The sequence below is a fragment of the Paenibacillus liaoningensis genome (assembly GCF_059609455.1).
Genome location: NZ_JCAALU010000006.1, coordinates 94,268 through 120,560, shown reverse-complemented (window position 1 = coordinate 120,560; position 26,293 = coordinate 94,268). Strand labels below are relative to the sequence as shown.

General features: G+C 49.1%; 22 protein-coding genes and 1 tRNA gene. 21 read left to right on the top strand and 2 right to left on the bottom strand.

Annotated features, from left to right (window positions below):
* Positions 1 to 1,848, bottom strand: coding sequence for an asparagine synthase (glutamine-hydrolyzing) (gene asnB, locus AC6B99_RS10110; RefSeq protein ID WP_496663290.1), 1,848 nt, complete (start codon positions 1,846 to 1,848; stop codon positions 1 to 3).
* Between the two features lie 160 nt (positions 1,849 to 2,008).
* Here asnB and AC6B99_RS10105 point away from each other — a divergent pair, with 160 nt between their 5' ends.
* The 4 genes from AC6B99_RS10105 to AC6B99_RS10090 all read left to right on the top strand — a co-directional run bounded on the left by AC6B99_RS10105 (position 2,009) and on the right by AC6B99_RS10090 (position 5,905).
* Positions 2,009 to 2,389 (top strand): hypothetical protein, encoded by a 381-nt coding sequence (locus tag AC6B99_RS10105; protein WP_056039857.1) that lies wholly within the window; start codon positions 2,009 to 2,011, stop codon positions 2,387 to 2,389.
* On the top strand, positions 2,373 to 2,507 hold the full coding sequence (locus AC6B99_RS10100; RefSeq protein ID WP_257790761.1) for a hypothetical protein: 135 nt from the start codon (positions 2,373 to 2,375) through the stop codon (positions 2,505 to 2,507). The genes AC6B99_RS10105 and AC6B99_RS10100 overlap by 17 nt, the downstream gene beginning before the upstream one ends.
* 337 nt (positions 2,508 to 2,844) lie before the next feature.
* A complete protein-coding gene (locus AC6B99_RS10095; protein WP_496663289.1) occupies positions 2,845 to 4,104 on the top strand; it encodes a TraB/GumN family protein in 1,260 nt (419 codons plus the stop codon).
* Between the two features lie 214 nt (positions 4,105 to 4,318).
* Positions 4,319 to 5,905, top strand: coding sequence for a trypsin-like peptidase domain-containing protein (locus AC6B99_RS10090; RefSeq protein ID WP_494882761.1), 1,587 nt, complete (start codon positions 4,319 to 4,321; stop codon positions 5,903 to 5,905).
* Between the two features lie 165 nt (positions 5,906 to 6,070).
* Here the strand turns inward: AC6B99_RS10090 and AC6B99_RS10085 are convergent.
* Positions 6,071 to 6,144 (bottom strand) — tRNA-Arg (locus AC6B99_RS10085).
* A gap of 292 nt (positions 6,145 to 6,436) precedes the next feature.
* On the opposite strand from AC6B99_RS10085, the gene AC6B99_RS10080 reads away from it, so the two are divergent.
* From AC6B99_RS10080 to hemB, 17 genes are all read left to right on the top strand, one after another.
* Positions 6,437 to 7,345: a hypothetical protein gene (locus tag AC6B99_RS10080; protein WP_442952548.1), complete on the top strand. Its 909-nt coding sequence runs from the start codon at positions 6,437 to 6,439 to the stop codon at positions 7,343 to 7,345.
* 88 nt (positions 7,346 to 7,433) lie between these two features.
* Positions 7,434 to 8,741: a trigger factor gene (gene tig / locus AC6B99_RS10075; RefSeq protein WP_056039866.1), complete on the top strand. Its 1,308-nt coding sequence runs from the start codon at positions 7,434 to 7,436 to the stop codon at positions 8,739 to 8,741.
* Positions 8,742 to 8,958: 217 nt separating this feature from the next.
* The gene (clpP, locus tag AC6B99_RS10070; protein ID WP_056039867.1) at positions 8,959 to 9,543 is read left to right on the top strand and encodes an ATP-dependent Clp endopeptidase proteolytic subunit ClpP; all 585 of its coding nucleotides are present in this window, start codon (positions 8,959 to 8,961) and stop codon (positions 9,541 to 9,543) included.
* Positions 9,544 to 9,566: 23 nt separating this feature from the next.
* Positions 9,567 to 10,823, top strand: coding sequence for an ATP-dependent protease ATP-binding subunit ClpX (gene clpX / locus AC6B99_RS10065; protein ID WP_046229405.1), 1,257 nt, complete (start codon positions 9,567 to 9,569; stop codon positions 10,821 to 10,823).
* A 94-nt stretch (positions 10,824 to 10,917) separates the two neighbouring features.
* The gene (ispG, locus tag AC6B99_RS10060; RefSeq protein WP_056039869.1) at positions 10,918 to 12,030 is read left to right on the top strand and encodes a flavodoxin-dependent (E)-4-hydroxy-3-methylbut-2-enyl-diphosphate synthase; all 1,113 of its coding nucleotides are present in this window, start codon (positions 10,918 to 10,920) and stop codon (positions 12,028 to 12,030) included.
* A 301-nt stretch (positions 12,031 to 12,331) separates the two neighbouring features.
* Positions 12,332 to 14,035 (top strand): ATP-dependent protease LonB, encoded by a 1,704-nt coding sequence (gene lonB, locus AC6B99_RS10055; RefSeq protein ID WP_056039871.1) that lies wholly within the window; start codon positions 12,332 to 12,334, stop codon positions 14,033 to 14,035.
* Positions 14,036 to 14,072: 37 nt separating this feature from the next.
* The gene (gene lon, locus AC6B99_RS10050) at positions 14,073 to 16,604 is read left to right on the top strand and encodes an endopeptidase La (RefSeq protein ID WP_496663288.1); all 2,532 of its coding nucleotides are present in this window, start codon (positions 14,073 to 14,075) and stop codon (positions 16,602 to 16,604) included.
* Positions 16,601 to 17,188 (top strand): ribosome biogenesis GTP-binding protein YihA/YsxC, encoded by a 588-nt coding sequence (gene yihA / locus AC6B99_RS10045; protein WP_046229401.1) that lies wholly within the window; start codon positions 16,601 to 16,603, stop codon positions 17,186 to 17,188. Before lon ends, yihA begins: the two co-directional genes overlap by 4 nt.
* Before the next feature lie 278 nt (positions 17,189 to 17,466).
* Positions 17,467 to 18,057 (top strand): hypothetical protein, encoded by a 591-nt coding sequence (locus AC6B99_RS10040; protein WP_056039874.1) that lies wholly within the window; start codon positions 17,467 to 17,469, stop codon positions 18,055 to 18,057.
* A gap of 228 nt (positions 18,058 to 18,285) precedes the next feature.
* Positions 18,286 to 18,978 (top strand): DUF4309 domain-containing protein, encoded by a 693-nt coding sequence (locus AC6B99_RS10035; RefSeq protein WP_494882768.1) that lies wholly within the window; start codon positions 18,286 to 18,288, stop codon positions 18,976 to 18,978.
* A 197-nt stretch (positions 18,979 to 19,175) separates the two neighbouring features.
* Positions 19,176 to 19,574, top strand: a complete 399-nt coding sequence (gene speD, locus AC6B99_RS10030) for an adenosylmethionine decarboxylase (RefSeq protein ID WP_056039878.1) — start codon at positions 19,176 to 19,178, stop codon at positions 19,572 to 19,574.
* A 189-nt stretch (positions 19,575 to 19,763) separates the two neighbouring features.
* Positions 19,764 to 21,146, top strand: coding sequence for a glutamyl-tRNA reductase (gene hemA, locus AC6B99_RS10025; RefSeq protein WP_056039880.1), 1,383 nt, complete (start codon positions 19,764 to 19,766; stop codon positions 21,144 to 21,146).
* A 46-nt stretch (positions 21,147 to 21,192) separates the two neighbouring features.
* Complete coding sequence (gene ccsA, locus AC6B99_RS10020; RefSeq protein WP_056039882.1) at positions 21,193 to 22,005, top strand: cytochrome c biogenesis protein CcsA; 813 nt, start codon at positions 21,193 to 21,195, stop codon at positions 22,003 to 22,005.
* A 16-nt stretch (positions 22,006 to 22,021) separates the two neighbouring features.
* A complete protein-coding gene (locus AC6B99_RS10015) occupies positions 22,022 to 22,666 on the top strand; it encodes an NAD(P)-dependent oxidoreductase (RefSeq protein ID WP_494864039.1) in 645 nt (214 codons plus the stop codon).
* A complete protein-coding gene (gene hemC / locus AC6B99_RS10010; RefSeq protein WP_496663287.1) occupies positions 22,667 to 23,641 on the top strand; it encodes a hydroxymethylbilane synthase in 975 nt (324 codons plus the stop codon). It abuts the gene before it with no gap.
* Positions 23,642 to 23,643: 2 nt separating this feature from the next.
* Positions 23,644 to 25,191, top strand: coding sequence for a uroporphyrinogen-III C-methyltransferase (cobA, locus tag AC6B99_RS10005; RefSeq protein WP_200931659.1), 1,548 nt, complete (start codon positions 23,644 to 23,646; stop codon positions 25,189 to 25,191).
* 102 nt (positions 25,192 to 25,293) lie between these two features.
* Positions 25,294 to 26,292, top strand: a complete 999-nt coding sequence (hemB, locus tag AC6B99_RS10000; RefSeq protein WP_056039889.1) for a porphobilinogen synthase — start codon at positions 25,294 to 25,296, stop codon at positions 26,290 to 26,292.
* Position 26,293 lies beyond the last annotated feature (1 nt).

The window sequence follows — 26,293 nt, the reverse complement described above, 5'->3', positions numbered from 1 at the left end:
TCATTTAATACGAATGCTGTACTCCTTCAGCCACAGATTCATTTGATACAAGTAAGCGAACAACTGGGGGCCAGACATTAATTGGCCGAACCAGGGGATATTGGAGCTGGCGTCAGCAGACTCGGCGAGCTCGCGCACTTTTTTGACATCAATGAGCGGGAGCAACGGGGAGGAGGAGTCGTTTAATAGGTCAAGCAGCAGCCCTTTGACAGCGGCCAAATAATTCGGATTATGCGTCTTCGGATACGGACTTTTTTTGCGAGTGAGCACATCATCTGGCAATACGCCGCGGAGCGCCTTGCGTAAAATGCCTTTTTCACGGTCCCCAGATGTTTTAATATCCCAGGGAATGTTCCATACATACTGTACGAGGCGATGGTCGCAAAATGGCACCCGGACTTCCAGTCCGGCAGCCATGCTCATCCGATCCTTCCGATCCAGCAGCGTTGGCATAAAGCGGGTAATGTTGAGGTAAGACATTTGCCGCATTTTGCGTACAGCCTCACTTTCGCCGTCCAGATGGGGCACCTCTGCTACCGCTTGGGCGTAGCGGTCGCCGATATAATCGAGCGGTTTAATCCATTTTTCTACATCCGGGGCGAGCAGGCTGGAGCGCATATCTGAGGCGAGCGACCATGGGAAGGTGGACGCGTTCAGCGCATCCTCGCGGTGGAACCATGGATAGCCGCCAAAAATTTCATCGGCCGCCTCACCAGAAATGGCGACGGTCGCTTCTTTTTTAATTTCACGGCAAAACAAAAGCAGCGAAGCATCGACGTCTGCCATGCCTGGCAGGTCACGGGCGAAGGTGGCATCCCGCAAAGCGGCTACCAGCTCCGGCGTATCAAACTGCACCGAATGATGGACGGTATCGAGGTAGGTGGTCATACGCTCGATCCAAGGGGCGTCGCTGTTTGGCTGAAACGCATGAGCTTTAAAATGCTTGGCATTATCCGCATAATCGACCGAAAACGTATGAACGTTCCCTTGCCCGGTCTGCTCGTAATATTGCACGGCAAGCGTCGTCAAGGCGCTGGAATCCAGCCCGCCAGACAGCAGTGTGCACACCGGTACATCCGATACGAGCTGGCGCTCGGTCGTATCACGGAGCAGGTCGCGGACATGCTCGGCCGTTTCTTGAACGTTTTCCGTATGTGGGGAGCTTTCAAGGCTCCAATATTTCGCTTTGCGGATGCCCGCCTGTGACACGGTCATGCACTCGGCTGGCAGCAGCTCGGTAATATGCTTATAGACGCCATGGCCTGGCGTCCGTGCAGGACCAAGTATAAACAGCTCAGCAAGCCCTTCTGCACCGACCTCCGGCAGCACGTCAGGATGTGCTAAAATGGCCTTTGGTTCTGAGCCGAATAAAAACAGCCCGCTGGCTTGACTAATGAACAAGGGCTTGACGCCAAGTCTGTCGCGAGCCAAAAAAAGCTCCTGCTCTTCCACATTCCATATTGCGAAGGCGAATATGCCATTAAACCGTTCGACGCAAGCTTTGCCCCAATGCATAAAAGCAAGGAGCAGCACCTCTGTATCGCAGGTCGTTGTAAATTTGCTTCCAGCAGCCTCCAATTCCTTGCGCAGCTCACCTGCGTTGTATAATTCGCCATTATAGACGATGACAAATAGATCATCGTCTTCAGTGCGCCGAATCATTGGCTGGGCGCCATTTTCCGGATCGATGACACTAAGCCGCCGGTGTCCAAGCGCACAATGCGCTGATATCCAAGTGCCTGAGGCGTCAGGCCCGCGAAGCTCCAATGTTTTTGTCATTTTTTCCAAAGTGCTGCTGTCATGGGTTAGATCGCGCGTCCAATCAATCCAGCCGGTTATTCCACACATTGCCCTCATCCCTCTCTTCTGCAGGACTCCAGTCGCGATAATAATAGTCATATGCTGAAAAAAGGCATAAAATGTCTGTCCATCTGGGGAAGCTAGGGATGGCGGCGCGGCAAGCAGCTGTGTTTGCGGCATAAATTCGGAAGGGAGTGTCAGCTTGCAAATGAGACAAGGCGATGGATTGGATCAAACCCGCCGAAAATATTATGTATCCGTCCAGGCTGGGCAAATTCTTGAGGATCAAGGCGCAGCAGCCTACGAGCTGGAGATTATGGCGAACGAACGGGAGTTTATCCGCTTGCAGGAGCTATTTGAGGAGCTTTCGAGCATGGATGAATTGCAGACGTTCCATTTTGCCAAAACGCCGTTCAGCCCAGCTAGTGATGAAGAAATGAACTACGGCTACGATTCTTTAATTGTCCAAATTTATCAGCTTCTGCATGAGTATGGCACAGAATCAACGAAACGTCATATCGAGCAGATGGGACTGCCGCTTCATGAGGCGACAATGGGAGGGGGAGCAGAAGATGAGTCAATCACCTAAGGATAAAAGCTTGAAATTTGACGTAAACCCAAAGTTTGCCGAGCAGGTCGTCGATAAAAATCCTAAGCATGATGCGCAAAATAATCCGACTGGCAAACGTCGCGGCAATCAAAGATAAGCTATTTTTGACGTTAGCTAGCCAAAAGCTGTATGCGAACATTTTAATAACCTGATAGCGAATGCTTTACTGCTTCGCCTTACGGATTCGCCAATAAGCGAATGGTTAAGGCGTGTACAATGCGGTAAGCATTCGCTTTTTATTTTTCAAGAAAACCATAGGCTTTAAATATGGATTTAATTGAAAAACGCAGCGGTGGCGGGTATTGAAACCTGTGGGTGAAGAGGGTAAACTTACCAAGAGGGATGGAATGTAAAAGTGTGAAAGGGGGCTTTTAGGCTTTTACAACGGGCAAGCAGCATTCTTCTCTACCAATACGGTTTTATAAGGAGTCCAAATGAAAAAAATTAGTGCTTTAATCATGTCATTATTTGTAGCTTTTTCCCTGTTTACTCCTGTACATGCGGCTGAGAAGCCAATAAGCGTCGTTATTAATGGCAACGAAGTCAAATTTGACAATTTCGAGCCTGTTATTGAGAAGGGCAGCACGCTCGTGCCAATGCGTCCGATTTTGGAAGAGCTTGATGCGAAGGTCGTGTGGAATAAAAGCACCCAAACGGTAACCGCTACCAAAGAGGGCGTAGACCTGTCGCTGCAAATTGGCAACAAAACGGCTACGGTCAACGGCGAGAAAAAACAGCTTGAAGTGGCTCCAAAAACAATCAAAAATGTAACGTACATTCCGCTTCGTTTCATTGGTGAGGCAGCTGGCTATCAAGTAGACTGGAGCAAAGCGCTTCGCACGATTACGTTCACAGTTAAGGTCAATGCCGAAGGCAGCAAAGGCTTCCTGTGGAAAGTAGAAAAGAACGGCAATACCGTTTACTTGCTTGGTTCGATTCACGTGGCGAAAGACAGCATGTATCCGCTTCGCCCGGAAATTGAAGAGGCATTCAAAACCGCACAGCATCTCGCAGTAGAAGTAGACTTGACTAAGCTGGATGCAACTGCATTGCAAACTTATGCAAACAAACTGGGTACTTACTCCGATGGCACGACGCTGAAGGATCATGTCTCGGCTGAAACGTATGCGAAAATCGTTGCCTTGTTGAAGGCTAATAAATTAAAGGAAAATGCATTTGATCCTTATAAGCCTTGGGCAGTAACACAAACTATTGCTGCGCTGCAAATGCAGGGTACTGGCTATGAGACTAGCAATGGCATAGATCTTTATTTTACAGAAAAAGCGAATAAAGCGAATGTCCCTGTCATTTCCCTTGAGACAGCAGAAGGCCAGTTGTCGATGTTTGATCGTTTTTCTGATGCATTGCAGGAGAAGCAGCTGGTTGAAGCTCTAGATGCAGTAAGCCAGCAAGCACCTTCGGAGCCTACAGGCATTGATGCTTTAACGGATATGTGGGTAAGCGGCAGCGATGATGTACTCGTTTCAATGACAGAAGAAGTTGCCAAAGAGCCTGAATATTACAATGCTTTGATTAAAGACCGCAATAAAGGCATGACGGATCAAGTAAAAGGGTTTTTGAACGGCACTGATAAATCGACCTATTTTGTAGTAGTAGGAGCATTGCATATGTTGGGCCCTGACGGTATCGTGACGGTGCTTGAGAAAGATGGCTTTACCGTTGAAAGACAGTAGTAAATCGTTGCTATAATTGAATGATTAGGAATTAAAGACGCCATTTCTCCTGTTAATTGGGGAAGAAGTGGTGTCTTTTCTTTTTCCGTGTGGATAATGAATGCTATAATTTCGTAAAAATATTTTTATTTTAAAAATTAATCTTTTACTTACATAGCTATGTTGTAATATACTTCAATAAGCAGGAAGCATATAAACTGAAGGGATGTTTGAAGTGAAGAAAATAGTATTTTTTATCCTTATGATTTCGTTATTTATTCCAAGTGCTACAACAAGTTATGCAGCAGAAGGGAAATGGAAAGTATATTTGGATGGTACAGAGCTGACATTCAGCAATTCTCCATTTGTTAGTGAAGGCACGACGCTAGTGCCCTTCCGCAATTTATTTGAAGCTTTAGGGGCAACGATTAGCTACAATGGCAAAACCAAAACGATCAATGCCAAAAAAGATAGCACAGAAATTATTTTAACGATCAATAATCCGATAGCTTATTCAAATGGGGCATCCTTTAAATTAAATGTGGCACCTAAGGCGATATCGGGTGTAACGTATGTGCCGCTTCGTTTTGTAAGTGAAACGTTAGGCTATGGCATTGAAGTGAAAAGCAAAAAAATATATTTGAATGCTGGAAATGCAACGGCGCCAACGACGGAAACGCCTGCTCCGACCACTACGCCGGCACCTACCCCAACCCCAACCGATCCTGCGAAAACGGGGGATATGACGATTGAGCAAATAGGCGAGCTGTCCGACCGGGTTGTGTATATTGAGGTAGTCGATCAAAATAATCAAGCAATCGCAAGCGGCAGCGGCGTAATTGTCGGTGCAAAAGGTGAAATTATAACGAATTATCATGTTATCGAAGGTGCTCATAAAGCGGTCATTTATACAAGTGATGAAGCAAAATATGTATCCAGCACTGTTTTGAATGCTGATAAGGATAGAGATCTGGCTTTGATTAAAATAGATTCGTCTAATTTGAACTTGCCAACCGTTACGATTGGTGATTCCTCCAAGCTGAAACTGGGCGAATCGGTCGTGGCGATCGGATCGCCGCTAGGCTTTACTAATTCTCTTACTTCCGGCGTGGTTAGTTCGAAGAGCAGAACGGTCGACGGTCAAAATTATATTCAAATTTCTACGCCTATCGATCATGGCAGCAGCGGCGGGGCTTTATTTAATTTGAGAGGCGAGCTGGTGGGCATTACAACTGCGCTTGTAGAAAGCTCTGCGGCCATTAATTTAGCAATTCCATCTACTGATGTAAGCACATTTTTGAAGAAGCCTCAGCAATCTAAATCTTATACTGCGGCAGCACCAGGAGAAACAACGTCTGGAAGTGCTCAAGCTGCAACGGTAAAGCAAATTGAAAATTTTCTGAATGATGAGTATAGCTACTTGACCCAGGATGGTTTAGATCTTGAGTTCACTTGGTTTGTTTCGTATTCTGAGGATACCAAGGGCATTGTAATTGGTGGAATCATTACGGATGCTGCTGATTATTCCAGCCTGATGAAAATGCAAAAAAAGGATGATATGGTTATACCGGATCTGATGTATTATATTGCGGAAGAACTGCACGATAACTTAAATGTTGAAAAAGCAGCCGTCGGTTTATACCTCGATACGTATTCAAAAACCTATCCTAGCGCTTACCCTGTCGAATCCATTGAAAGAGAAGGAACGGGGTACCGCGTATTCCATAATTTTATTTTCGGAATGTTCGATTATAAAGAAAAGAGAATGTATTACTCATTAGATATTTACGGGGATGAAGATCTAGAAAGCATTCGGATTTAATGTATTCGTAAGAGCTACAAGTATTAAAAACAAAAGAGTGGCTTCTCAAATTGAGAAGCCACTCTTTTGTTTAAATTCCAAATAAAAAAGCAGCGAAAGCGCACATTTTTGAAAAACGGTGTGCTTTCGTTGCTTTATCTAATTGAAATAAATGGAATTGAAGTACGTCCCAGGAGAGATTCGAACTCCCGACCGACGCCTTAGAAGGGCGTTGCTCTATCCAGCTGAGCTACTGGGACACGTAAGAATGAGTATAGCATGGCGGCCTGCATTTACGCAATAGGCAATTTCATGTTTCTGTTTGAAATCAGTTGGGTAAAAAAGCCACATGAATTAATATACACATTTTCAATGAGCAGGGCAAGCTTTTTTTGAAATTATGCTGCCGGATAAACGTATATTTTTATATTGCTCGCTTCCATGGTATAATCTATCGCAAGCAATGGACAGACGAAGCTGGAGTTTGACCGACAAGGTGGTGGTACCATTACAACTCCCAATGACTCGCATAATGAAGGCACAGGAAAAAACGTGTATTTGTTCCCGCGAATGTTGGATCAGTATCAAATTCAATTGACCCGGATGCTTGAAGCCGAGCAATACGGTGAAGCCAAGCGGCTGCTGCAGTTCCTGCTTTCCTGCAAAGGTGAGGACGAGCGCCACTATGAGGAATGGGAAAGCTTGCTTTCCTGGCTAGACATGGCTTTTCCGGAATATCGCGTGCCAGGTGAAGAGGACGCGATGAATCCAGCAGAGCAGGAAGCGGATGAGCAAGCGATACGTGAAGATCTGCTCAATCCTGCTGAGCAGGATGAAGGCTATGTGAAACAGGTGCTCTACATTATGAAGCATCACCCGATGATTGATCAGCAGATTTTGGCGCTGGAGCGGGCGGTATTCATTCGGGCAACCGAGGTGGATGACATCATTTCACAGTGGCTCACTACGGCGTCAGACGTTCATCCTATCGTGCAGTTCAAGGCGCTGCAATGCTTGCGCAAGCGAGGAGCGACCGGACGGCTTGTTATGGACAGGCTAGGCGAGCAAGTAGAGCTTGAGATTGAGGCAACGCCGCTTGCAATGGATGATTTCCCGCAGCCTGTCAATCGCATTTTGGAGCGCGTGGAAAGCATTACGGAGGCGGATGATCCATCGCTTCCACATTTTGCAAGAGAGTTGTGGAAAGATAGCTTGCAATTTTTATACGGCACGACCGCTTACACTTGGATGCTGCGGGATGATGAGGAGACGGTGGATTGCTACGCAGGAGCGCTGCACCAGACTTTGTTAATTACCGTATATGGCACCGTCAATGATGATGATATTCGAGATACATACGGCATTACAGAAGCACTTAGATTCCGTTACGAACAGGCTTGCCGGACGCTTCGTCAGGTAGCCGTTGTACCGCAGCCAGGGGATGAAGATCCCGAGCCTTGATAAAAAAGCTCAATACTATTATAATAGAATGGTTTATGAAACGTGAAATCTACGGATGTATGCGTATTTTTGGAGGGGAAAGCATAAAATGAAAGCAACTTGGGAAAAAATAGACAAGAACATCGTATCCATCGATGTTGAGGTTGGTGCTGAGAAAGTAGCAGTAGCACTGGATGAGGCGTTTAAGAAAGTCGTTCAAAAGGTTAACGTTCCTGGATTCCGTAAAGGTAAAGTTCCACGGGGCATGTTCGAATCGCGCTTTGGCGTAGAGAGCCTTTATCAGGATGCAATCGACATTTTGCTGCCTGAAGCTTACACAAACGCAATCGAAGAAAACGATCTTCAGCCGGTTGACCGTCCTGAAATCGATGTTGAACAATTTGGCAAAGGCCAAACGTTCAAATTCAAAGCTAAAGTTATCGTTAAGCCAGAAGTTGAGCTTGGCGAGTACAAAGGCCTTGAAGTTACAGCTGCAAGCACAGAAGTTAGCGAAGAAGAAATCGCTGCTGAACTGGAGCGCCTGCAGCAACGTCATGCTGAGCTGACTGTTCTTGAAGAAGGTCCAGCTGAGAACGGCGATACAACTGTCATTGATTTTGATGGTTATGTAGATGGCGAGCAGTTCGAAGGCGGCAAAAGCGAAGGCTATTCGCTTGAGCTAGGCTCGAATTCGTTCATTCCAGGCTTTGAAGATCAAGTCGTTGGCATGCAAATCGGCGACTTTAAAGATGTTGAAGTGACTTTCCCGGAAGCGTACCACGCTGAGAACCTTGCTGGTAAGCAAGCGATTTTCAAAGTGAAGCTGCACGAAATCAAACGCAAAAGCCTGCCTGCTCTTGACGATGAGTTCGCTAAAGATGTCAGCGAATTTGATACGCTTGAAGAGTACAAGCAAGATCTTGCTGGCAAGCTGAAAGAAAAGAAAGCTAAAGATGCAGAGCAATTGCTTGAAGTTCAACTCGTTGAAAAAGCAAGCGAAGCTGCGCAAGTGGAAATTCCACAGCCAATGGTTGATACGGAAGTGGATTTCATGCTTCGCGATTTCGAAAACCGTCTTCGCATGCAAGGCATGACGCTGGACCTGTACTACCAGTTCTCTGGCCAAGACGAGTCCGTGCTTCGTGAGCAAATGGCAGGCGATGCAGCTAAACGCGTTCGCAACAACCTGGTTCTTGAAGCGATTGCTAAAGCAGAAAACATCGAGATTACAGACGAGGATTTGACAGCTGAGCTTGAAACGCTGTCGACTTCTTACAACCGTCCAGTTGAAGAGCTTCGTGAACTTTTCACGAAGAACGGCAACATTGACAGCCTGAAGCAAGATGTTCAACTTCGCAAAACAATCAAGTTCCTGAATGACAACAGCAAGATTGTTGAAGCGGCTCAGGAAGCTTAATCAATCAACTGAATATAAGCATTAACTTGAGAATAAGGCACGTCTACCCACGTGCCTTATTTTCAAACTACATAATGGTACAACCAAGCGCGGGGCAGTTCTCCGTACATATCAAGCATCGCCGTTCGCATAAGGTAGTAGTGAAAAATGACAGTGAGCTTTTGGCGTGTTACAATAAAGTTGGAAATTAAGCCATAAACGAAAAGAGGTTGGTCGGATGAATCTGGTACCTATCGTAGTCGAACAAACGAATCGCGGGGAGAGGTCTTACGATATTTACTCGCGTTTGCTCAAGGACAGAATTATTTTTCTCGGAAGTGCGATTGATGACGATGTTGCAAACTCCATCATTGCACAGCTGCTTTTTCTAACGGCCGACGATCCTGAGAAAGACATCCATCTGTACATCAATTCCCCTGGCGGTTCTGTAACGGCTGGCATGGGCATTTTTGATACGATGCAATATATTAAGCCGGACGTGTCTACGATTTGTGTAGGTATGGCTGCGAGCATGGGTTCCCTTCTGCTGACAGCGGGAGCCAAGGGCAAGCGTTTTGCGCTGCCTAACAGCGAAGTTATGATTCATCAGCCGCTTGGCGGCGTAAGAGGTCAGGCTACGGATATTAAAATTCATGCCGACTGGATTCTTAAAACGAAGCATAAGCTGAATAATATTTATGTGGAGCGTACCGGTCAGCCCTATGATAAAATCGACCGCGATACAGATCGCGATTATTTTCTTAGTGCGCAGGAAGCGTTGGAATACGGCTTGATCGACAAGGTTATTACCACGCCGATATAAGATTTTGATGAAGGGGTGATTCCATGTTTAAATTCAACGATGAGAAGGGCCAGTTGAAATGCTCATTCTGCGGCAAATCGCAGGAGCAAGTGCGTAAATTGGTTGCCGGTCCCGGCGTCTATATATGCGATGAATGTATCGAGCTCTGCACGGAGATTGTAGAGGAAGAGCTAGGTCATGAAGAAGAGCTGGACCTGAAAGACATTCCGAAGCCGCAAGATATTCGCGGTATTCTTGATTCCTATGTGATCGGACAGGAATTTGCTAAGAAGTCGCTTGCAGTTGCTGTTTACAACCACTACAAGCGCGTAAATTCTCAAAGCAAAATCGAAGACGTTGAACTGCAAAAGAGTAACATTTTGCTCGTTGGCCCTACAGGCTCGGGTAAAACGCTGCTGGCGCAGACAATGGCTAAAATTTTGAACGTTCCATTCGCAATTGCTGATGCAACCTCGCTTACTGAAGCGGGTTATGTGGGCGAGGACGTTGAGAACATTTTGCTCAAGCTTATTCAGGCGGCAGACTATGACGTTGAGAAAGCGGAGCGCGGCATTATTTATATCGATGAAATTGATAAGGTTGCTCGTAAATCCGAGAACCCTTCAATTACACGCGATGTATCGGGTGAAGGCGTTCAGCAAGCCCTGCTGAAAATTCTTGAAGGCACGGTAGCCTCTGTACCGCCACAAGGCGGACGCAAGCATCCACATCAAGAGTTCATCCAAATTGATACGACGAACATTTTGTTTATTTGCGGCGGTGCCTTCGATGGGCTGGAGCAGCTAATCAAACGTCGTATCGGCAAAAAAGTGATCGGCTTCAATTCTACTGGCGAAGTACAGAAGGATTTGAAAGCAGGCGAATACTTGTCGATGGTACTGCCGGAAGATTTGCTCAAATTCGGTCTTATCCCCGAGTTTGTCGGCCGTCTGCCTGTTATCTCGACTTTGGAGCCGCTTGATGAGCCGGCTTTGGTACGGATTTTGTCCGAACCTAAAAATGCGCTCGTTAAGCAATACCAGAAGCTGCTGGAGATGGACAATGTAAAATTGGACTTCGAAGAAGGCGCTTTGGAAGCGATCGCTAAGGAAGCAATCAAGCGCAATACAGGTGCCCGCGGCCTTCGTGCCATTATTGAGGGCATTATGCTTGATGTGATGTATGAAATTCCATCGCGCGATGATGTCAACACTTGCCTCGTTACGGAGCAGGCTGTTCGGGACAAAATTATGCCTGAGCTGACTGCGAAGAAGGGCAAGAAGAAGGAAGAAAGCGCCTAAATAATATTCATCACCGTCACTGTTCCACCCGCTGGGCGGCTTCATAGCTCGCATCAAGAGGGTGGACTTTGACGTTCATGGGAGAGATCACTGTATGTACACACGTAAAGATACGGTGCCTGTCAAAGTCGGCAACTTGACGATTGGCGGCAGCGACGAAGTCATCATTCAAAGTATGTGCACGACCAAAACGGCAGACGTAGAGGCAACTGTTGCGGAAATACTTCGGCTCGAGGAAGCGGGCTGTCAGGTCGTTCGCGTGACCGTCAACAATAAGGAAGCGGCGGAAGCGATTAAGGAAATAAAGAAGCGGATTCATATTCCTCTTGTTGCCGATATCCATTTTGATTATAGGCTCGCGCTTGCTGCAATTGAAAACGGCATTGACAAGGTTAGAATCAATCCCGGCAATATCGGCCGCCGCGAGCGTGTTGAAGCGGTCGTGAAAGCTTGCAAGGAAAAAGGCATTCCGATTCGTATCGGTGTAAATGCAGGCTCCTTAGAAAATCATTTGCTGGAGAAATACGGCTATCCGACGCCTGAAGCAATGGTGGAGAGCGCTTTGTTCCACATTGGCATTTTGGAGGAGCTGGATTTCCACGATATTATTGTGTCGCTCAAAGCTTCTGACGTTCCGATGGCTATTGCTGCTTACAAGATGGCTGCGGAGAAGATCCGTTACCCGCTTCACCTTGGCATTACGGAAGCAGGCACACTGCATACGGGCACGATCAAAAGTGCTGCTGGCATTGGCGCGCTGCTGACGCTTGGCATCGGCAATACGCTGCGTATTAGTCTAAGTGCTGATCCTGTGGAAGAAGTAAAGGTAGCTCGCGAGCTGCTGAAAACATTTGGACTTATTACGAATGCGGCAACGCTCGTCTCCTGTCCAACTTGCGGACGGCTTGATATTGACTTGTTCACGATCGCCAATGAGGTCGAGGAATATATTTCGAAAATCAAGGTGCCGATCAAGGTGTCAGTGCTTGGCTGTGCCGTCAATGGTCCTGGTGAAGCGCGTGAAGCAGATATCGGTATTGCAGGAGCTAGAGGCGAAGGGATGCTGTTCCGTTACGGAGAGCTGGTTCGCAAAGTTCCGGAAGCTGAGCTGCTGAATGAGCTGAAGAAGGAAATTGATATTATCGTTCACGCTTTTGAAGAAACAGGAGAAATTCCTGGCCGCAAGCATCATACGCCTGCCTTATAAACATGGCCGTGCTGTTGTTCATGTGAACGACGGCACGGTTTTTTTTGAAAATAAAGGAAAGTATAGCATTGCGCGATACCTTCTCTTAATTTCTCGGAATGAAACTCGCCGCGCCGCCAAAGGATGGCGACAGCCGTTTCATCTTGAATCAGCTTCTATATCTGTGCAAAACGGGCGTTGCCGCCAACGGAAGGCAACGCCGTTTACGCTTATATAGATGGTTATTTTTCTCCTGATGAGGCAATACTACCAGTTATGAACTTTATTGCCGGAGTGTGCCTTTGAGAGGAGCGGGTAACAAATGAATTTAAGTATTATTTTGATGTTGATTCAAGTGTTTTTTGCAGTGGTTATCGGTTTGTATTTCTGGAATTTGCTGCGCAATCAAAAAACGAATCGGTCTGCGGTTGACCGTGAGTCCCGCAAGGAAATGGATAAGCTGCGCAAGCTGCGTTCCATCTCGCTGACGAAGCCGCTTGCCGAGAAGACAAGGCCGCAGGCGATGCAGGATATCGTTGGCCAGCTGGATGGCCTGCGCGCGCTCAAAGCCGCGCTGTGCAGCGCAAATCCGCAGCATGTCATTATTTATGGACCGCCGGGCGTCGGGAAAACAGCGGCAGCTCGCGTTGTGCTGGAGGAAGCGAAGAAAAATGCGTCCTCGCCGTTTTTGCCTGAAGCGAAGTTTACGGAAATCGATGCAACTACTGCGAGATTTGATGAGCGCGGCATTGCAGATCCTTTGATTGGTTCCGTTCACGATCCGATATATCAAGGCGCGGGGGCAATGGGCGTTGCTGGTATCCCTCAGCCGAAGGCTGGCGCTGTAACGAAGGCGCATGGCGGTATTTTGTTCATTGACGAAATCGGAGAATTGCATCCCGTCCAAATGAATAAGCTGTTAAAAGTGCTCGAAGATCGCAAAGTGTATTTGGAGAGCGCCTATTATAATTCCGAGGACGTTAACATTCCTTCGTATATCCATGATATTTTTCAAAATGGCCTGCCTGCCGATTTCCGTCTTGTCGGTGCAACGACACGTTCGCCGCAGGAGCTGCCGCCCGCGATTCGCTCGCGCTGCATGGAAATTTTCTTTCGTCCGCTGCTTGCTGGTGAAATTTCCTCCATTGCCGAAAATGCGATTCGGAAAATTGGATTTTCCCCATGCCCTGAAGCAGTAGAGGTCGTGCAGCGCTATGCGACAAATGGCCGTGAAGCGGTAAACGTCATTCAGCTGGCCGCAGGCGTTGCTTTGTCCGAGAAACGAGATCGCATTACAGCAGCCGATGTAGAATGGGTTGTGAACAGCAGCCAAATTCCGCCGCGTCCAGAGCGCAAGGTGCCGGAGGCGCCGCAAGTGGGCGTTGTCAACGGTCTTGCCGTCTATGGCCCGAATATGGGCATGCTGCTCGAAGTGGAGGTCAGTGCTATTCCAGCTGCCAGCGGCAAAGGGCAATATACGATTACTGGAGTGGTCGAGGAGGAAGAGCTTGGCGGAGGCTCGCGTACGCTGCGCCGCAAAAGCATGGCGAAAGGCTCTGTCGAAAACGTTCTGACGATGCTGCGCCGGTATGGTCTCAATCCGCAGGATTATGACTTGCATATCAACTTCCCTGGCGGAACGCCGATTGATGGCCCGTCTGCTGGGGTTGCAATGGCGACGGCAATTGCTTCAGCGATCAAAAACGAGACCATCGACAACAAGCTGGCGATGACCGGGGAAGTTGGCATCCATGGCGACGTCAAGCCTGTAGGCGGCGTGCTGGCGAAGGTTGAGGCTGCTTTTCAGGCAGGGGCAGATACGGTCATTATTCCGCGTGAAAACTGGCAGGCCATTTTTGCTGATCTGAAAGGTTTGAAGGTCATTCCTGTGGAACGTGTAGATGAAGTATTTAATCTGGTGTTCCCTCTAGGAAATACGATCGTAAACGAAGTGGAAAACCACGTTCCAAACGAACGGTATATGGGGGCGGCTGTTCCCTATTTGCAGGCTGATTCCGCAGAATGATAAAATAAGGGAGACTTGAACTTTTGGAGGTGCTGGTGTGGGACCCGGAAAAACGAAAAACCGTCGGCTGCCCTTGCTTCCGCTCAGGGGGCTACTGGTATATCCCAGCATGGTGCTACACCTTGATGTGGGTAGGGATAAATCGGTTCGCGCGCTAGAGCGCGCGATGGTTGACGATCATATGATATTGCTTTGCTCGCAATCGGAAGTGAACATAGAGGAGCCGACCGAGGAAGATATTTACAGAGTCGGTACGATTGCGAAGGTACGGCAGATGCTTAAGCTGCCTAACGGAACGATCCGCGTGCTGGTGGAAGGCGTCCTGCGCGCGGAAATTATGGATTATTTGCCGACAGAAGAATTTTATGAGGTTATGGTTAAGGAATTCCCGGAAGAGGAAACAACCGACCCTGAGGTTGATGCGCTCATGCGCTCGGTGCTCAGCCAATTCGAGCATTATACTTCCTTGTCCAAAAAAATTACGCCAGAGACGCATGCTGCGGTCTCGGATATCGATGATCCAGGGCGTCTGGCCGATGTCATTACGAGCCATCTGTCGCTCAAGATTAAAGACAAGCAGGATATTTTGGAGACGATCGATGTCCGTCAGCGGCTTGAGCGTCTGCTCGATATTTTGAACAATGAGCGGGAAGTGCTGGAGCTGGAGCGCAAAATCAGCCAGCGCGTCAAGAAGCAGATGGAGAAAACGCAGAAGGAATATTATTTGCGTGAGCAGATGAAAGCGATCCAGAAGGAGCTTGGCGAGAAGGAAGGACGCGCCGGCGAGGTTGAGGAGCTGCGCAGCCAGCTGGAGCAGGCAGGCGTTCCTGACCAAGTGAAAGAAAAGATTGAGAAAGAAATTGACCGTCTGGAAAAAATGCCGACCACCTCGGCTGAAGGCGGCGTTATACGCAATTATATCGATTGGCTTTTATCGTTGCCATGGAACAAGGAGACTGAAGATGATCTCAGTCTATCCAAGGCGGAAGACATTCTCAATCAGGATCATTACGGGCTTGAAAAGCCGAAGGAGCGGGTACTGGAATACCTTGCGGTCCAGCAGCTTGTGAAAAAGCTTAAAGGACCGATTCTGTGTCTAGTCGGCCCTCCAGGCGTTGGTAAAACGTCGCTCGCTCGGTCCATTGCGAAGTCGCTCGGGCGCAAATTCGTTCGCATATCGCTTGGCGGGGTGCGGGACGAGGCAGAAATTCGCGGGCATCGCCGTACATACGTGGGTGCTATGCCAGGGCGCATTATTCAAGGCATGAAGACGGCCGGTTCAAGCAACCCGGTATTTCTGCTCGATGAAATCGACAAGATGGCAATGGATTTCCGCGGCGATCCGGCCTCTGCATTGCTTGAGGTGCTGGATCCGGAGCAAAATAATACGTTTAGCGATCATTTTGTTGAGGTTCCATTCGACTTGTCGAGCGTCATGTTCGTAACGACGGCGAATGCCATGCATAACATTCCGCGTCCCCTTCTGGACCGGATGGAAGTGCTATACATTCCCGGATATACCGAGCTTGAGAAGCTGAAAATCGCTGAGCGTTATTTGCTGCCGAAGCAGAAGCGGGAGCATGGCCTTACTGATGAGCAGCTGCATGTGAGCGAAGAAACGCTGCTTCAGCTTATTCGCGATTACACGCGCGAATCCGGCGTGCGGAATTTGGAGCAGCAAATGGCTGCGATTTGCCGCAAGGCAGCGAAGCAAATTGTCGCATCGGGCACGGTTCCGATCAAGGCAGAGGAAGCTGCTGAGCAGGATGAGCCTGCTCTGAATGTGCTGGAAGCGGCATTTGGCGAGGGCGGAGAAGCTGCATCCCTATCTGGGCGTCTAGAGAAGCAGCAAGAGGCTGCCTTGCAGTCTGAGCCGCAATCAGAGAAAGAGCAGCCTGCTGAGGTGAAGACGCTCAACGTTGATCTGGAGCTGCTTAAGGAGTGGCTTGGACCTGCGAAGTTCCGCTACGGCATGGCTGAGGCTGAAAATCAGATCGGTGCCGTTACAGGCCTGGCCTGGACGGAGGTTGGCGGCGATACGCTCGTTATTGAGGTTACCGTTATGCCGGGCAGCGGAAAGCTGACACTCACGGGGCAGCTCGGAGATGTCATGAAGGAATCGGCGCAGGCTGCGTTCAGCTATACGCGTTCGAAGGCGCTGGAGCTTGGCATTGACCCGCAGTTTCATGAGAAAAATGATATTCATATTCATATTCCGGAAGGTGCGATTCCGAAGGATGGACCGTCTGCAGGCATCACGATAGCCACTGCGCTGATATCGGCTTTGACTGGACGTTATGTGTCCAAAGAGGTCGCGATGACAGGGGAAATCACGCTTCGCGGACGCGTACTGCCAATCGGCGGACTCAAGGAGAAATCGCTTGCCGCCCACCGCGCAGGCATTAAGAAAATATTGCTGCCGAAGGATAATGAACGCGATCTGCGCGACATTCCAGACAGTGTGCGGAGCGAGATAACGTTTGTCCCGGTTGGGCATATTGATGAAGTCCTCCTGCATGCGCTGCTTCCGGCCAACACAGAAGAGAAAGCAGGAACACCTATATTATGAAGATTACACAAGCAGATTTTATTATAAGCGCGGTTCAGCCGCACCAATACCCGGAGGATGCCTTGCCAGAGATTGCTCTGGCAGGGCGTTCGAATGTCGGGAAGTCCTCATTAATTAATAAAATGATTATGCGTAAAAACTTGGCAAGAACAAGCTCGCAGCCTGGTAAAACCCAGCAGCTTAACTATTACCGCGTCAATGACAGCATCTATTTTGTCGATTTTCCCGGTTATGGCTATGCCAAAGTTTCCAAAACCCAGCGCGAAGCTTTTGGTCAAATGATTGAAAGATACATTCGCGATCGCAAGGAGCTTAAGCTGCAACTGCTTATTATCGATATTCGCCATGAGCCATCGAAGGATGACCAGCTTATGTACAATTGGCTCAAGCATTACAATATTCCAACCTGCATTGTTGCAACGAAAGCGGACAAAATCCCTAAAGGCAAATGGGACAAGCATATTAAAATGATCAAGACGACGCTGCAAGCAGACCCTCGTGATAAAGTAGTGCTCTATTCCTCGGAGACCGGCCAAGGCCGCGATGAATTATGGAGCGTTATTACGGAGACGATATCCACATAAGGGAGCAAGTGCGGCAACTTTTCACATAAGAAAGAGAATACAGGAAGATATGTGGGTCTCCTCGCATAATTTTCCCGTTTTTTCTGAAATATGCGAGAATTTCGGCACTGAGCGGCAGGAATAAATGGATGCAATCACGTATAATATAGGTAAGCAAGCGTGAAAGGGCGAATGGTCATTGGACGACGGATTCGTTTCAAATTTACGCAAAGCGGGTATAGAAGAATAGAATTGATTGTAGCATCCAATTGCAAGTTTAAAGAATTGAGGAGATTTTTATGGCTCAGCGGCTAGCCACAGAGTATGTAAATGCCAAACTGCAGTTAACGAATGAAGAGATGACCCAATTTGTCCGTTTTTTTGATGATCAGCAGCTTCACCTACAAGTGATGGTGCTCGATAACGGCAATCAGGAGCTGGTTCTCGAAGACGTAGCAGGGAGGGAAGAGATCAGACTGATCTTTGAGCGTCAACAAGACCGTTACGTTTGTGTGCTCACCTGCCGCCTTGTTCACCAGAAGCTAACCAATGCTATGCGCAAAGCTGTTTCAGCTTTCCATGGGGACGCCGTTGTTAATCGCATTTACAGCCATTATACAATGACCTACCACTATATACAGGGAGCCGTTCGTAAAATCGTTGAAACAACGAAGAGCGGCGCACGTGTTGTGTTCGAATACAAGGATACGATCGGGCAACTGGAGCGGGTATTCCGCAGCCGTTTGATTGAACGCGAGATTTCGATGGTGAATAATGCCATTAACGAGCTGCTTGATCTTCGGAATCAGACGAAAAATCAGACGGAAATCGCCGCAATTGATGAGCGTTTGGCCTCGCATACGCAGAAGCTGTTTGTGCTTGAGGCGTAATGATGCCATGGCTTGCAGACAGTAAACATAAGCTTATAGGAATCGCTGCTGCGGTTTCTTTTTTTTATTTTCAGGAAGGGCTGCTTGAGGCAGAACTATGAAGTGGTAATTTTTGGTTTTGATTGCATACTGCAACATTTAGAGGATAGAAGCAGTCCATAATAACGAAGGACAATCTTTTACGAGTAAAAGAAGCAGGAGCTTCACGTGAATCTGGAGGTATACAGCATGATAAAAACAACGGCATTCAAATCGTTTGCCTGTATGGCGGCAGCCGCAACTATGCTGCTGCTGGCTGCTTGCAGCGGAGCGGGGAATACTGCACCGACTGCTACCTCTGCCGTTCAAAGCAGCACGCCTGATGGCCAGCAACAGGCTGGACAAACATCAGATAGCCAGGAAACATCCGCTAACGGTCAGGAAACAGCGCCAGCAAGCTCGTCTGATGCTGGACAAGCAGGTCAGACGGCACATGCAGGGCAAGCGAGCGAAACACCCAGCATAGGCCAGCTTGTTGATTTGGCGAAGGAAGGTAAAATTCCCGAGGTGAAATACGCAGCGCATATTGCGCTGTTCGACGAGATTGAGCAGGATTGGGGTAAGGCTGACAGCACGGAGGCTGCGGGAAAAGGGATTTACGCAGCCTATACAAAACGGGGCGTTACGATCGGCTTCAACAAAGGCATGAAGGTGTTCGATATGCGTTCCTACGCGGCCAATTTGCAGCAGTTGTCTTACGTTGATATTGAGAAGTCACTGGGCAAAGCCGATGAAACAGCGACGAATGGCGACGATCAGATTTATGTGTACAAGGTGAATGATCAATACCAGCTCAAATTCATTATCCCGAAAGCAACCGGAAAGGTCGACCATATTTCCGTATTCAGTCCGCAGGATGCAAAAAATAATATGGCCGGCTGAAAAAAAAGGTTGCAATTCTGACGGATAGATGTTATTTTTAATCTCGTTGAAAACATCGTTTAACACAATAATAGGAACCAGGATTCACTCAGGACATGGTTATGTTGCGAGAGATTATTCCCTCGGGAAGTGAATGACGTAGGTCCTAGCGGATGAAATTTTTAAACATTTTATTCCTAGGAAGGGGGAACCGGAAGATGGAATACTCAACTTTCGGAAGACACGTTGCTGTTGATACTTGGGGAGTAGATTTCGATCTACTGAACAACGCTGAATTTTTGCAAGCCCAAATGGTGGAGGCTGCTGAAAGCTGTGGCGCTACTGTAATGTCGGTGCAATCCAAACAATTTGAGCCTCAAGGAGCAACCGTACTCGTGTTGCTGTCAGAGAGTCACCTCTCTATTCACACGTATCCTGAGAGAGGATTCGCCGCGCTTGATTGTTATACTTGCGGTGAAACCGTGGATCCACAGGTGGCTATCGATTATATGATTGCTGTGCTGAAGCCAACAACAACTCATGCAAAGAAGCTGATACGCGGTATGGGCGAATTGCAAGTTGAAGAACCGAAAATGAAACAAATCGAGCTCGTTTAAAGCTCTCACATGTATGATACAGAAATAACCATGGAAGCTTCCATGGTTATTTCTTTGTATGATTAGGGAATAATGGATTTGTGGTTCAAACTTTATTCATAAATGAAGGAAGTATGAATGTCGAACTGTGCTATAATGGCGTAGAAAGAATGAGACGCGGCAATTTGATAAGGGAGGCAGGTGACACATATGCACATTATTACAGTAGGTCTTAACTACCGTACAGCTCCAGTAGAAGTGAGAGAACGTTTTGCGTTTTCGGAAAAAGAGCTGCCAGAAGCTGTCAAACAGCTTATGAATACAGACAGCATTATGGAATGTGTCATTGTAGCGACCTGCAATCGGACAGAATTGTATGCGGTGGTGGACAGGCATCATTTGTGCGGGCATTATATCCGCAGCTTTATGGAGCAGTGGTTCAACCTGCCAAGGAAAGAATTTACGAATCATTTATATATGTACGAGGATGAGAAGGCGATTGAGCATCTATTCCGCGTTGCAAGCGGTTTGGATTCCATGATTATCGGCGAGACGCAAATTCTCGGACAAGTGAAGGATGCTTTCGCACTAGCCCAGCAGCAAAGAACGACGGGAACGCTTTTCAATACGCTGTTTAAGCAGGCGATTACGATGGCGAAGCGGGCGCATTCGGAGACAACGATTGGCGAATCTGCCGTATCGGTCAGCTATGCTGCCGTTGAGCTGGGCAAGCGTATATTCGGCCAATTTTCCAAAAAGACGGTCATGCTGATTGGGGCTGGCGAGACCGGCGAGCTGACAGCGAAGCATCTGTATGCGAATGGGGCTGACCGGGTTATCGTCGTGAACCGGACGTATGAACGTGCCGTTCAATTAGCGGACAAGTTTAACGGAATAGCTTGCTCGATGGACGAAGCGGCGAATAGGCTGCATGAAGCTGATATTGTCATCAGCTCGACGGGAGCTGACAACTTCGTGCTTACGCGTCAGGTTGTCGCAAGCGCCATGCAGCGCCGGAGATCAAAGCCGCTGTTCATGATTGATATCGCGGTTCCTAGGGATCTTGATCCAACGATTGCTGCGGTGGACAACGTCTTTTTGTATGACATCGACGACTTGGAGGGCATTGTGGAAAGTAACTTGGAACAGCGCCGCAAGGAAGCCGCCAAAATCGAAACAATGATCGCTCAGGAAATGGATCTGTTTGAGCAATGGTACAAAACGCTGGGAGTCGTGCCGCTTATTCGGGCGCTTCAGACGAAAGCGGCAGAGATTCATGAGGAGACGTTCAACAGCTTGACGAACAAGCTCCCGGATCTGGACGAGCATGAGCTTAAAGTAATCAGAAAGCTGACGAAGAGCATTGTCAATCAAATGATGCAGGACCCTATTTTGCGGATTAAGGAAATGGCCGGAGAAAGACGTGCTGAAGAAGCGATGGACATGTTTGTAAAGCTTTTTGCACTGGAAGAGCAATTGGACAAGTCGCAGCAAGCTGAGCTTAAAGCGGAAGCTGCCGAGGCGGCTGCAGCAAAAATGAAAAATGTGCAATCACCTGCAGCTACGGCAGCATTGGCTTCTGCCCTTCGGTAGAAGCACGCTCTTGACAGACGCATAGGGCGGCGATGTGGAGGCATTTATGGCAACGCTAAACTGGTTGTATGACGCGATACTTTATGTATACGCCCTGAGCCTTCTGTTTTATTTCTCCGATTTTATGGACGCAAGCCGGAGAGCGAAACGGATGGGTACAGGGCTACTTATTTTTGTATGGATATTACAGACGTTGTTTCTCATTTCGCGAATTGTGTCGCATTTTGAAGTGGCGACGATATCAACCTTTGAATATTGGCTGGGTTTTTGCTGGCTCTTGGTCTCTATATCGCTTGTAATCAGCCGTTTTTTCAAAATAGAGTTTATTGTATTTCTCGTAAACGTCATTGGATTTTCCGTGCTGGCGCTTAATCTTTACAGCAAGCCGGGCAATGAGGCGATGTTCGCGATTTCCACAACAGCAAGAGAGCTGCTGATTGTGCATATTAGCCTCGTGCTTGTTTCCTATGTGTCGCTGACGATAGGCGTTCTTTTCGCCGGGATGTACATTTTCCTGCATCGGGAGCTGAAGGAGAAACGCTGGTCCAAATATGTAAGAAGGCTCCCCAGCCTTGATAAAATTGAGCGATATTCTGATCGCGCTGTCATTATCGGCGTTCCGCTGCTTGCTTTGTCGCTGTCGCTTGCAGTGACGCTGCTGCTCATTGAGGGGCGTTCGATGCTGCTGCTGGATTGGAAAGTTATTACTTCTTTCCTCGCTCTAATTGTATATATTATTTTTGTTGTAAATCGGTCGTTGCTTAATCGCACGAGCACACAGCTTGCAAAGCTGCATATTGTGGCGTTCAGCTTTCTAGTTCTCAATTTGCTGGCAAGCTACGTATCTAATTTTCATTAGAAGTTAGGTGAGGTTTATGAACGGCTACTATCCGGTCATGCTAAAGCTTCAGGGGTGCCGCTGCATCGTGGTCGGCGGCGGCCCGATTGCCGAGCGCAAGGTGCTAGGACTGCTTGAAGCGGGAGCCGATCAGGTGACGGTCATTGCGCTTGATTTCACTCCTCAGCTGGAGGAGCTTGCACGTGGCGGCCACATCGAGACAAAAGCAAGAGCTTATGCGAGCGGGGACGCGAAGGCGGCGCGGCTGCTGTTTGCCGCTACTGATCAGGCGGAGCTGAATCGCCAAATAGCGCTGGATGGCGAGCAGGCGGGCATTTGGGTTAATCGGGCAGATGAGGCCTCGGCTGGAACTTTTATTAATCCGTCGGTTGTGCGGCGCGGCGAGCTGGTCGTTGCCGTGTCGGCATCCGGGGCTAGCCCGGCATTGTCCTCACGTATTCGGGAGGAGCTGGCGCGGCAGTATGGTCCGGAATATATCGGCAGCACAGCTAGGCTGAAAGAGCTTCGTGAACGGGTGAAGCTCACCATTGGCGACCGCAGGCTGCGCAGCGAAGTACTGAAGCTTGCGGCGTGCGAAGCTCCAAGACAAAGCGAGGAAGACGGCGATATAGACGTATGGATTGAGCGGCTCATCGCAGCAACTGACAGGAGGAATACATAAATGGCAGCAAACAATAAGGATAAGCGTACCATTATTGTCGGAACCCGCCAAAGCGCACTCGCGCTTACGCAAACGGGACAAGTGATTGACGAGCTGAAACGAATCAGCGAGCAGCATGGCTTTAACTATTCGTTTGAAATTCGAAAAATCGTCACAAAAGGCGATCAAATTCTTGATGTGACCTTATCGAAGGTTGGCGGTAAAGGATTATTCGTCAAGGAAATCGAGCAAGCGCTGCTGGATGGCGAAATCGATATGGCGGTTCACAGCATGAAGGATATGCCGTACGAGCTGCCTGAGGGATTAATGAATGGTGCGATTCCGAAACGCGTGGATCCGCGGGATTGCCTCATTATGAAGCAGGGCGAAAGTCTCGCTGATTTGCCGCAAGGCGCAAAGGTTGGGACGAGCAGTCTGCGCCGTTCCTCTCAGCTCAAAAACTTGCGCCCTGACCTAGTCGTGGAATCCATTAGAGGCAACATTGATTCCCGGATTCGCAAGCTGGAAACGGAAGGCTTCGATGCGATCGTTCTAGCTGCAGCCGGGCTTAGCAGAATGGGCTGGGGAAACCGCATATCTGCCTTTTTGCCGGAAAAGGTGTCTGTGCCAGCTGTTGGGCAAGGCGCGCTTGGCATTGAATGCCGGGGGAATGACGGGCAGATTCGTGAGCTGCTTGATTTATTTAATGACAGCGAAACCGCTTATGCGGTTCGGGCCGAGCGGAGCTTTCTCGGCGCGCTCAATGGCGGCTGCCAAATTCCGATTGGCGCCCATGCGGTTGTGCATAAAGGGGCAGACGGCACGCTGGAAGGCGCTGAGCTGGAGCTGACGGGAATTGTAGGATCGGCGGATGGAGCAGTGCTGCTGAAGGAAATCAAGACAGGCAGCGATCCAGAGGTGCTGGGCAAGGAAGTGGCCGCAGCGCTCATAGCAAGAGGAGCGGACCGCATTTTAGCGGAAATCGGGGGATCGTAGTGATGGGGAAAGGTATCGTTTATTTGGTTGGGGCGGGTCCGGGTGACGCCAAGCTGATTACGCTGCGCGGCTTGGAATATTTGAAGAAAAGCGATGTTGTCGTCTATGACCGCTTGGCAAGCCCAAGGCTGCTTGCGCATATGAAGCCGGGTGCCGAGAAAGTATACGTAGGCAAGCTTCCCGACCGCCACACGATGAAGCAGGAGGAAATTAACCAGCTGCTTGTGGACCTTGCTTTGCAAGGCAAGGTGGTGACGCGGCTTAAGGGCGGCGATCCGACGATTTTTGGCCGCGTAGGCGAGGAAGCGGGACTGCTTAAGGAAAACGGCATAGGTTTTGAAATCGTGCCGGGCATTACTTCGGCGATCGCTGTGCCTGCTTATGCTGGCATTCCGGTTACGCATCGTGATTTTGCATCCTCCCTTTCGATCATAACGGGACACGAAAGCCCCGATAAGCTGGATCGCTCGATTTATTGGGACAAGGTAACGAATGCGACAGGAACGCTTATTTTTCTGATGGGCGTAGCCAAGATTGGTTATATTGCCGATCAGCTCATGAAGCATGGCAAGCCTGACACAACGCCAGTTGCACTGGTGCGCTGGGGAACGAGGGTCGAGCAGCAGACGGTTGTCGGCACGCTTGCTACGATCGAGCAAATTGTGCGCGAGGCGAATTTTCAGCCGCCGGCTGTCATTGTCGTTGGCGATGTCGTGCTGCAGCGCGAGCAATTGCAGTGGTACGAAAGCAAGCCGCTGTTCGGTACGCGCGTACTGGTGACGAGAGCGAGAGCACAGGCAAGCGAGTTGGCTGACCTGGTAGATGAGCTGGGCGGTGAGCCATGCGAATACCCTGTCATTGATATCCGCGAGCCTGAGGAGGCCGCAGCGGTCGCTACGCTGCGCGCTGCGCTTTCGGAAGCGGAGCAATATAGCTGGCTGATGTTCACGAGCGTAAACGGCGTGGACTATTTCTATCGTTGGCTGCGGCGTTTCGGAATCGATATTCGGCGCTTCCATAAGGCTAGAATCGCGGCCGTTGGCCCGAGAACAGCCGAAGCGCTGGAAAATCGCGGGCTGACTGCCGAGCTGCTGCCGGCCAAGTTTCAGGCAGAAGGGCTGCTGGAGCAGCTTGCAGGAGAGCTGCAAGCTGGCGAGCGGGTACTGCTGCCGCGCGGTGATTTGGCACGCGAGGTGCTGCCGCGCGAATTGGCGGCCAAGGGGCTGCTGCCAACGGAAATCGACGTGTACGAGACGGTACTTGCCGATACGCAGGATGATCAGGTGCTGGAATGGATCGACGAGAAGCAGATTCATATGATTACGTTCACCAGTTCCTCGACCGTAACGAATCTGCTGGAGAAGCTGCGCCGCAGCGGCATTAGCGATCCTGTACAGGCGATATTGGACATTCCGGCGATCAGCATAGGGCCGCTGACGTCAGCTACGATGAAGGAAGCAGGCTTGCGTGTAGCCGCAGAGGCCGAGCAGGCGACTATACCATCGCTTATCGATGCGATGATTAAGTTCCGCAGCGCGGAACGGGGATAAGGCATTATTATTTTAATATAAGCATTTATAAGTTGAGGCAAGGGCACAAGCTGTAATTGGCGCGACACAAGCTTCACAAAACAGTTGGAGGAGGAATGGAAGATGGCATTTCCTGTCGTAAGACATCGGAGATTGCGGCAATCCGCCGCTCTTCGCAGTATGGTGAGGGAAACGGCGCTTTCTGCTAATGATTTTATTTATCCGATTTTTGTGACGGTGGGCACGAACGTGAAGGAAGAGATCACATCGATGCCGGGCGTTTATCATTTTTCATTAGACCGCTTGGAAGAGGAGATCAGGGAAGTTGTTGCTCTAGGCATTCCATCCGTCATGCTGTTTGGCGTTCCTGCTGCGAAGGATAGCGAAGGCACTTCCGCATTTGCTCCTGACGGTATTGTGCAAGAGGCTATTCGTGCTGTAAAGGGCTGGGCGCCTGAGCTGCTCGTTGTAGCAGATACTTGCCTATGCCAATTTACAGATCATGGTCATTGCGGCCTTATCCATGTGCATGAGCGTACAGGCAATGCAGAGGTCGATAACGATGCTTCGCTGGTACAGCTCGTTCGCACAGCGGTTTCACAAGCTGAGGCAGGCGCGGATATGATCGCTCCGTCCAACATGATGGACGGCTTCGTTGGCGCTATTCGCGAAGGTTTGGATGAAGCGGGCTTTACTCATATTCCGATTTTGTCCTACTCGGTCAAATATGCTTCAGCTTTTTATGGCCCGTTCCGCGAAGCGGCACATTCAACGCCGCAATTCGGCGACCGCAAGACGTATCAGATGGACCCTGCCAATGCGCGCGAAGCGCTGCGGGAAGCGGAGTCCGACGTCGTTGAAGGAGCGGATATGCTGATGGTTAAGCCAGCGCTTGCGTATATGGACGTTATTCGCCTGCTGAAGGAGCATTTTGATCTGCCAGTGGCGGCGTACAATGTGAGCGGCGAATATGCAATGGTAAAAGCGGCAGCGGCAAATGGCTGGATTGACGAGCGCGCTGTCGTATTGGAGACGTTGACCGGAATGAAGCGCGCGGGCGCGGACATTTTGATTACGTACCATGCGAAGGATGCTGCACGTTGGTTGAAAGGGGCTGAATAGT

Bases quoted from the DNA above. Each gene is read 5' to 3' on its own strand.
- asnB (WP_496663290.1), bottom strand. From the start codon at position 1,848: ATGTGTGGAATAACCGGCTGGATTGATTGGACGCGCGATCTAACCCAT.
- AC6B99_RS10105 (WP_056039857.1), top strand. From the start codon at position 2,009: ATGAGACAAGGCGATGGATTGGATCAAACCCGCCGAAAATATTATGTA.
- AC6B99_RS10100 (WP_257790761.1), top strand. From the start codon at position 2,373: ATGAGTCAATCACCTAAGGATAAAAGCTTGAAATTTGACGTAAACCCA.
- AC6B99_RS10095 (WP_496663289.1), top strand. From the start codon at position 2,845: ATGAAAAAAATTAGTGCTTTAATCATGTCATTATTTGTAGCTTTTTCC.
- tig (WP_056039866.1), top strand. From the start codon at position 7,434: ATGAAAGCAACTTGGGAAAAAATAGACAAGAACATCGTATCCATCGAT.
- clpP (WP_056039867.1), top strand. From the start codon at position 8,959: ATGAATCTGGTACCTATCGTAGTCGAACAAACGAATCGCGGGGAGAGG.
- clpX (WP_046229405.1), top strand. From the start codon at position 9,567: ATGTTTAAATTCAACGATGAGAAGGGCCAGTTGAAATGCTCATTCTGC.
- ispG (WP_056039869.1), top strand. From the start codon at position 10,918: ATGTACACACGTAAAGATACGGTGCCTGTCAAAGTCGGCAACTTGACG.
- lonB (WP_056039871.1), top strand. From the start codon at position 12,332: ATGAATTTAAGTATTATTTTGATGTTGATTCAAGTGTTTTTTGCAGTG.
- yihA (WP_046229401.1), top strand. From the start codon at position 16,601: ATGAAGATTACACAAGCAGATTTTATTATAAGCGCGGTTCAGCCGCAC.
- AC6B99_RS10040 (WP_056039874.1), top strand. From the start codon at position 17,467: ATGGCTCAGCGGCTAGCCACAGAGTATGTAAATGCCAAACTGCAGTTA.
- AC6B99_RS10035 (WP_494882768.1), top strand. From the start codon at position 18,286: ATGATAAAAACAACGGCATTCAAATCGTTTGCCTGTATGGCGGCAGCC.
- speD (WP_056039878.1), top strand. From the start codon at position 19,176: ATGGAATACTCAACTTTCGGAAGACACGTTGCTGTTGATACTTGGGGA.
- hemA (WP_056039880.1), top strand. From the start codon at position 19,764: ATGCACATTATTACAGTAGGTCTTAACTACCGTACAGCTCCAGTAGAA.
- ccsA (WP_056039882.1), top strand. From the start codon at position 21,193: ATGGCAACGCTAAACTGGTTGTATGACGCGATACTTTATGTATACGCC.
- AC6B99_RS10015 (WP_494864039.1), top strand. From the start codon at position 22,022: ATGAACGGCTACTATCCGGTCATGCTAAAGCTTCAGGGGTGCCGCTGC.
- hemC (WP_496663287.1), top strand. From the start codon at position 22,667: ATGGCAGCAAACAATAAGGATAAGCGTACCATTATTGTCGGAACCCGC.
- cobA (WP_200931659.1), top strand. From the start codon at position 23,644: ATGGGGAAAGGTATCGTTTATTTGGTTGGGGCGGGTCCGGGTGACGCC.
- hemB (WP_056039889.1), top strand. From the start codon at position 25,294: ATGGCATTTCCTGTCGTAAGACATCGGAGATTGCGGCAATCCGCCGCT.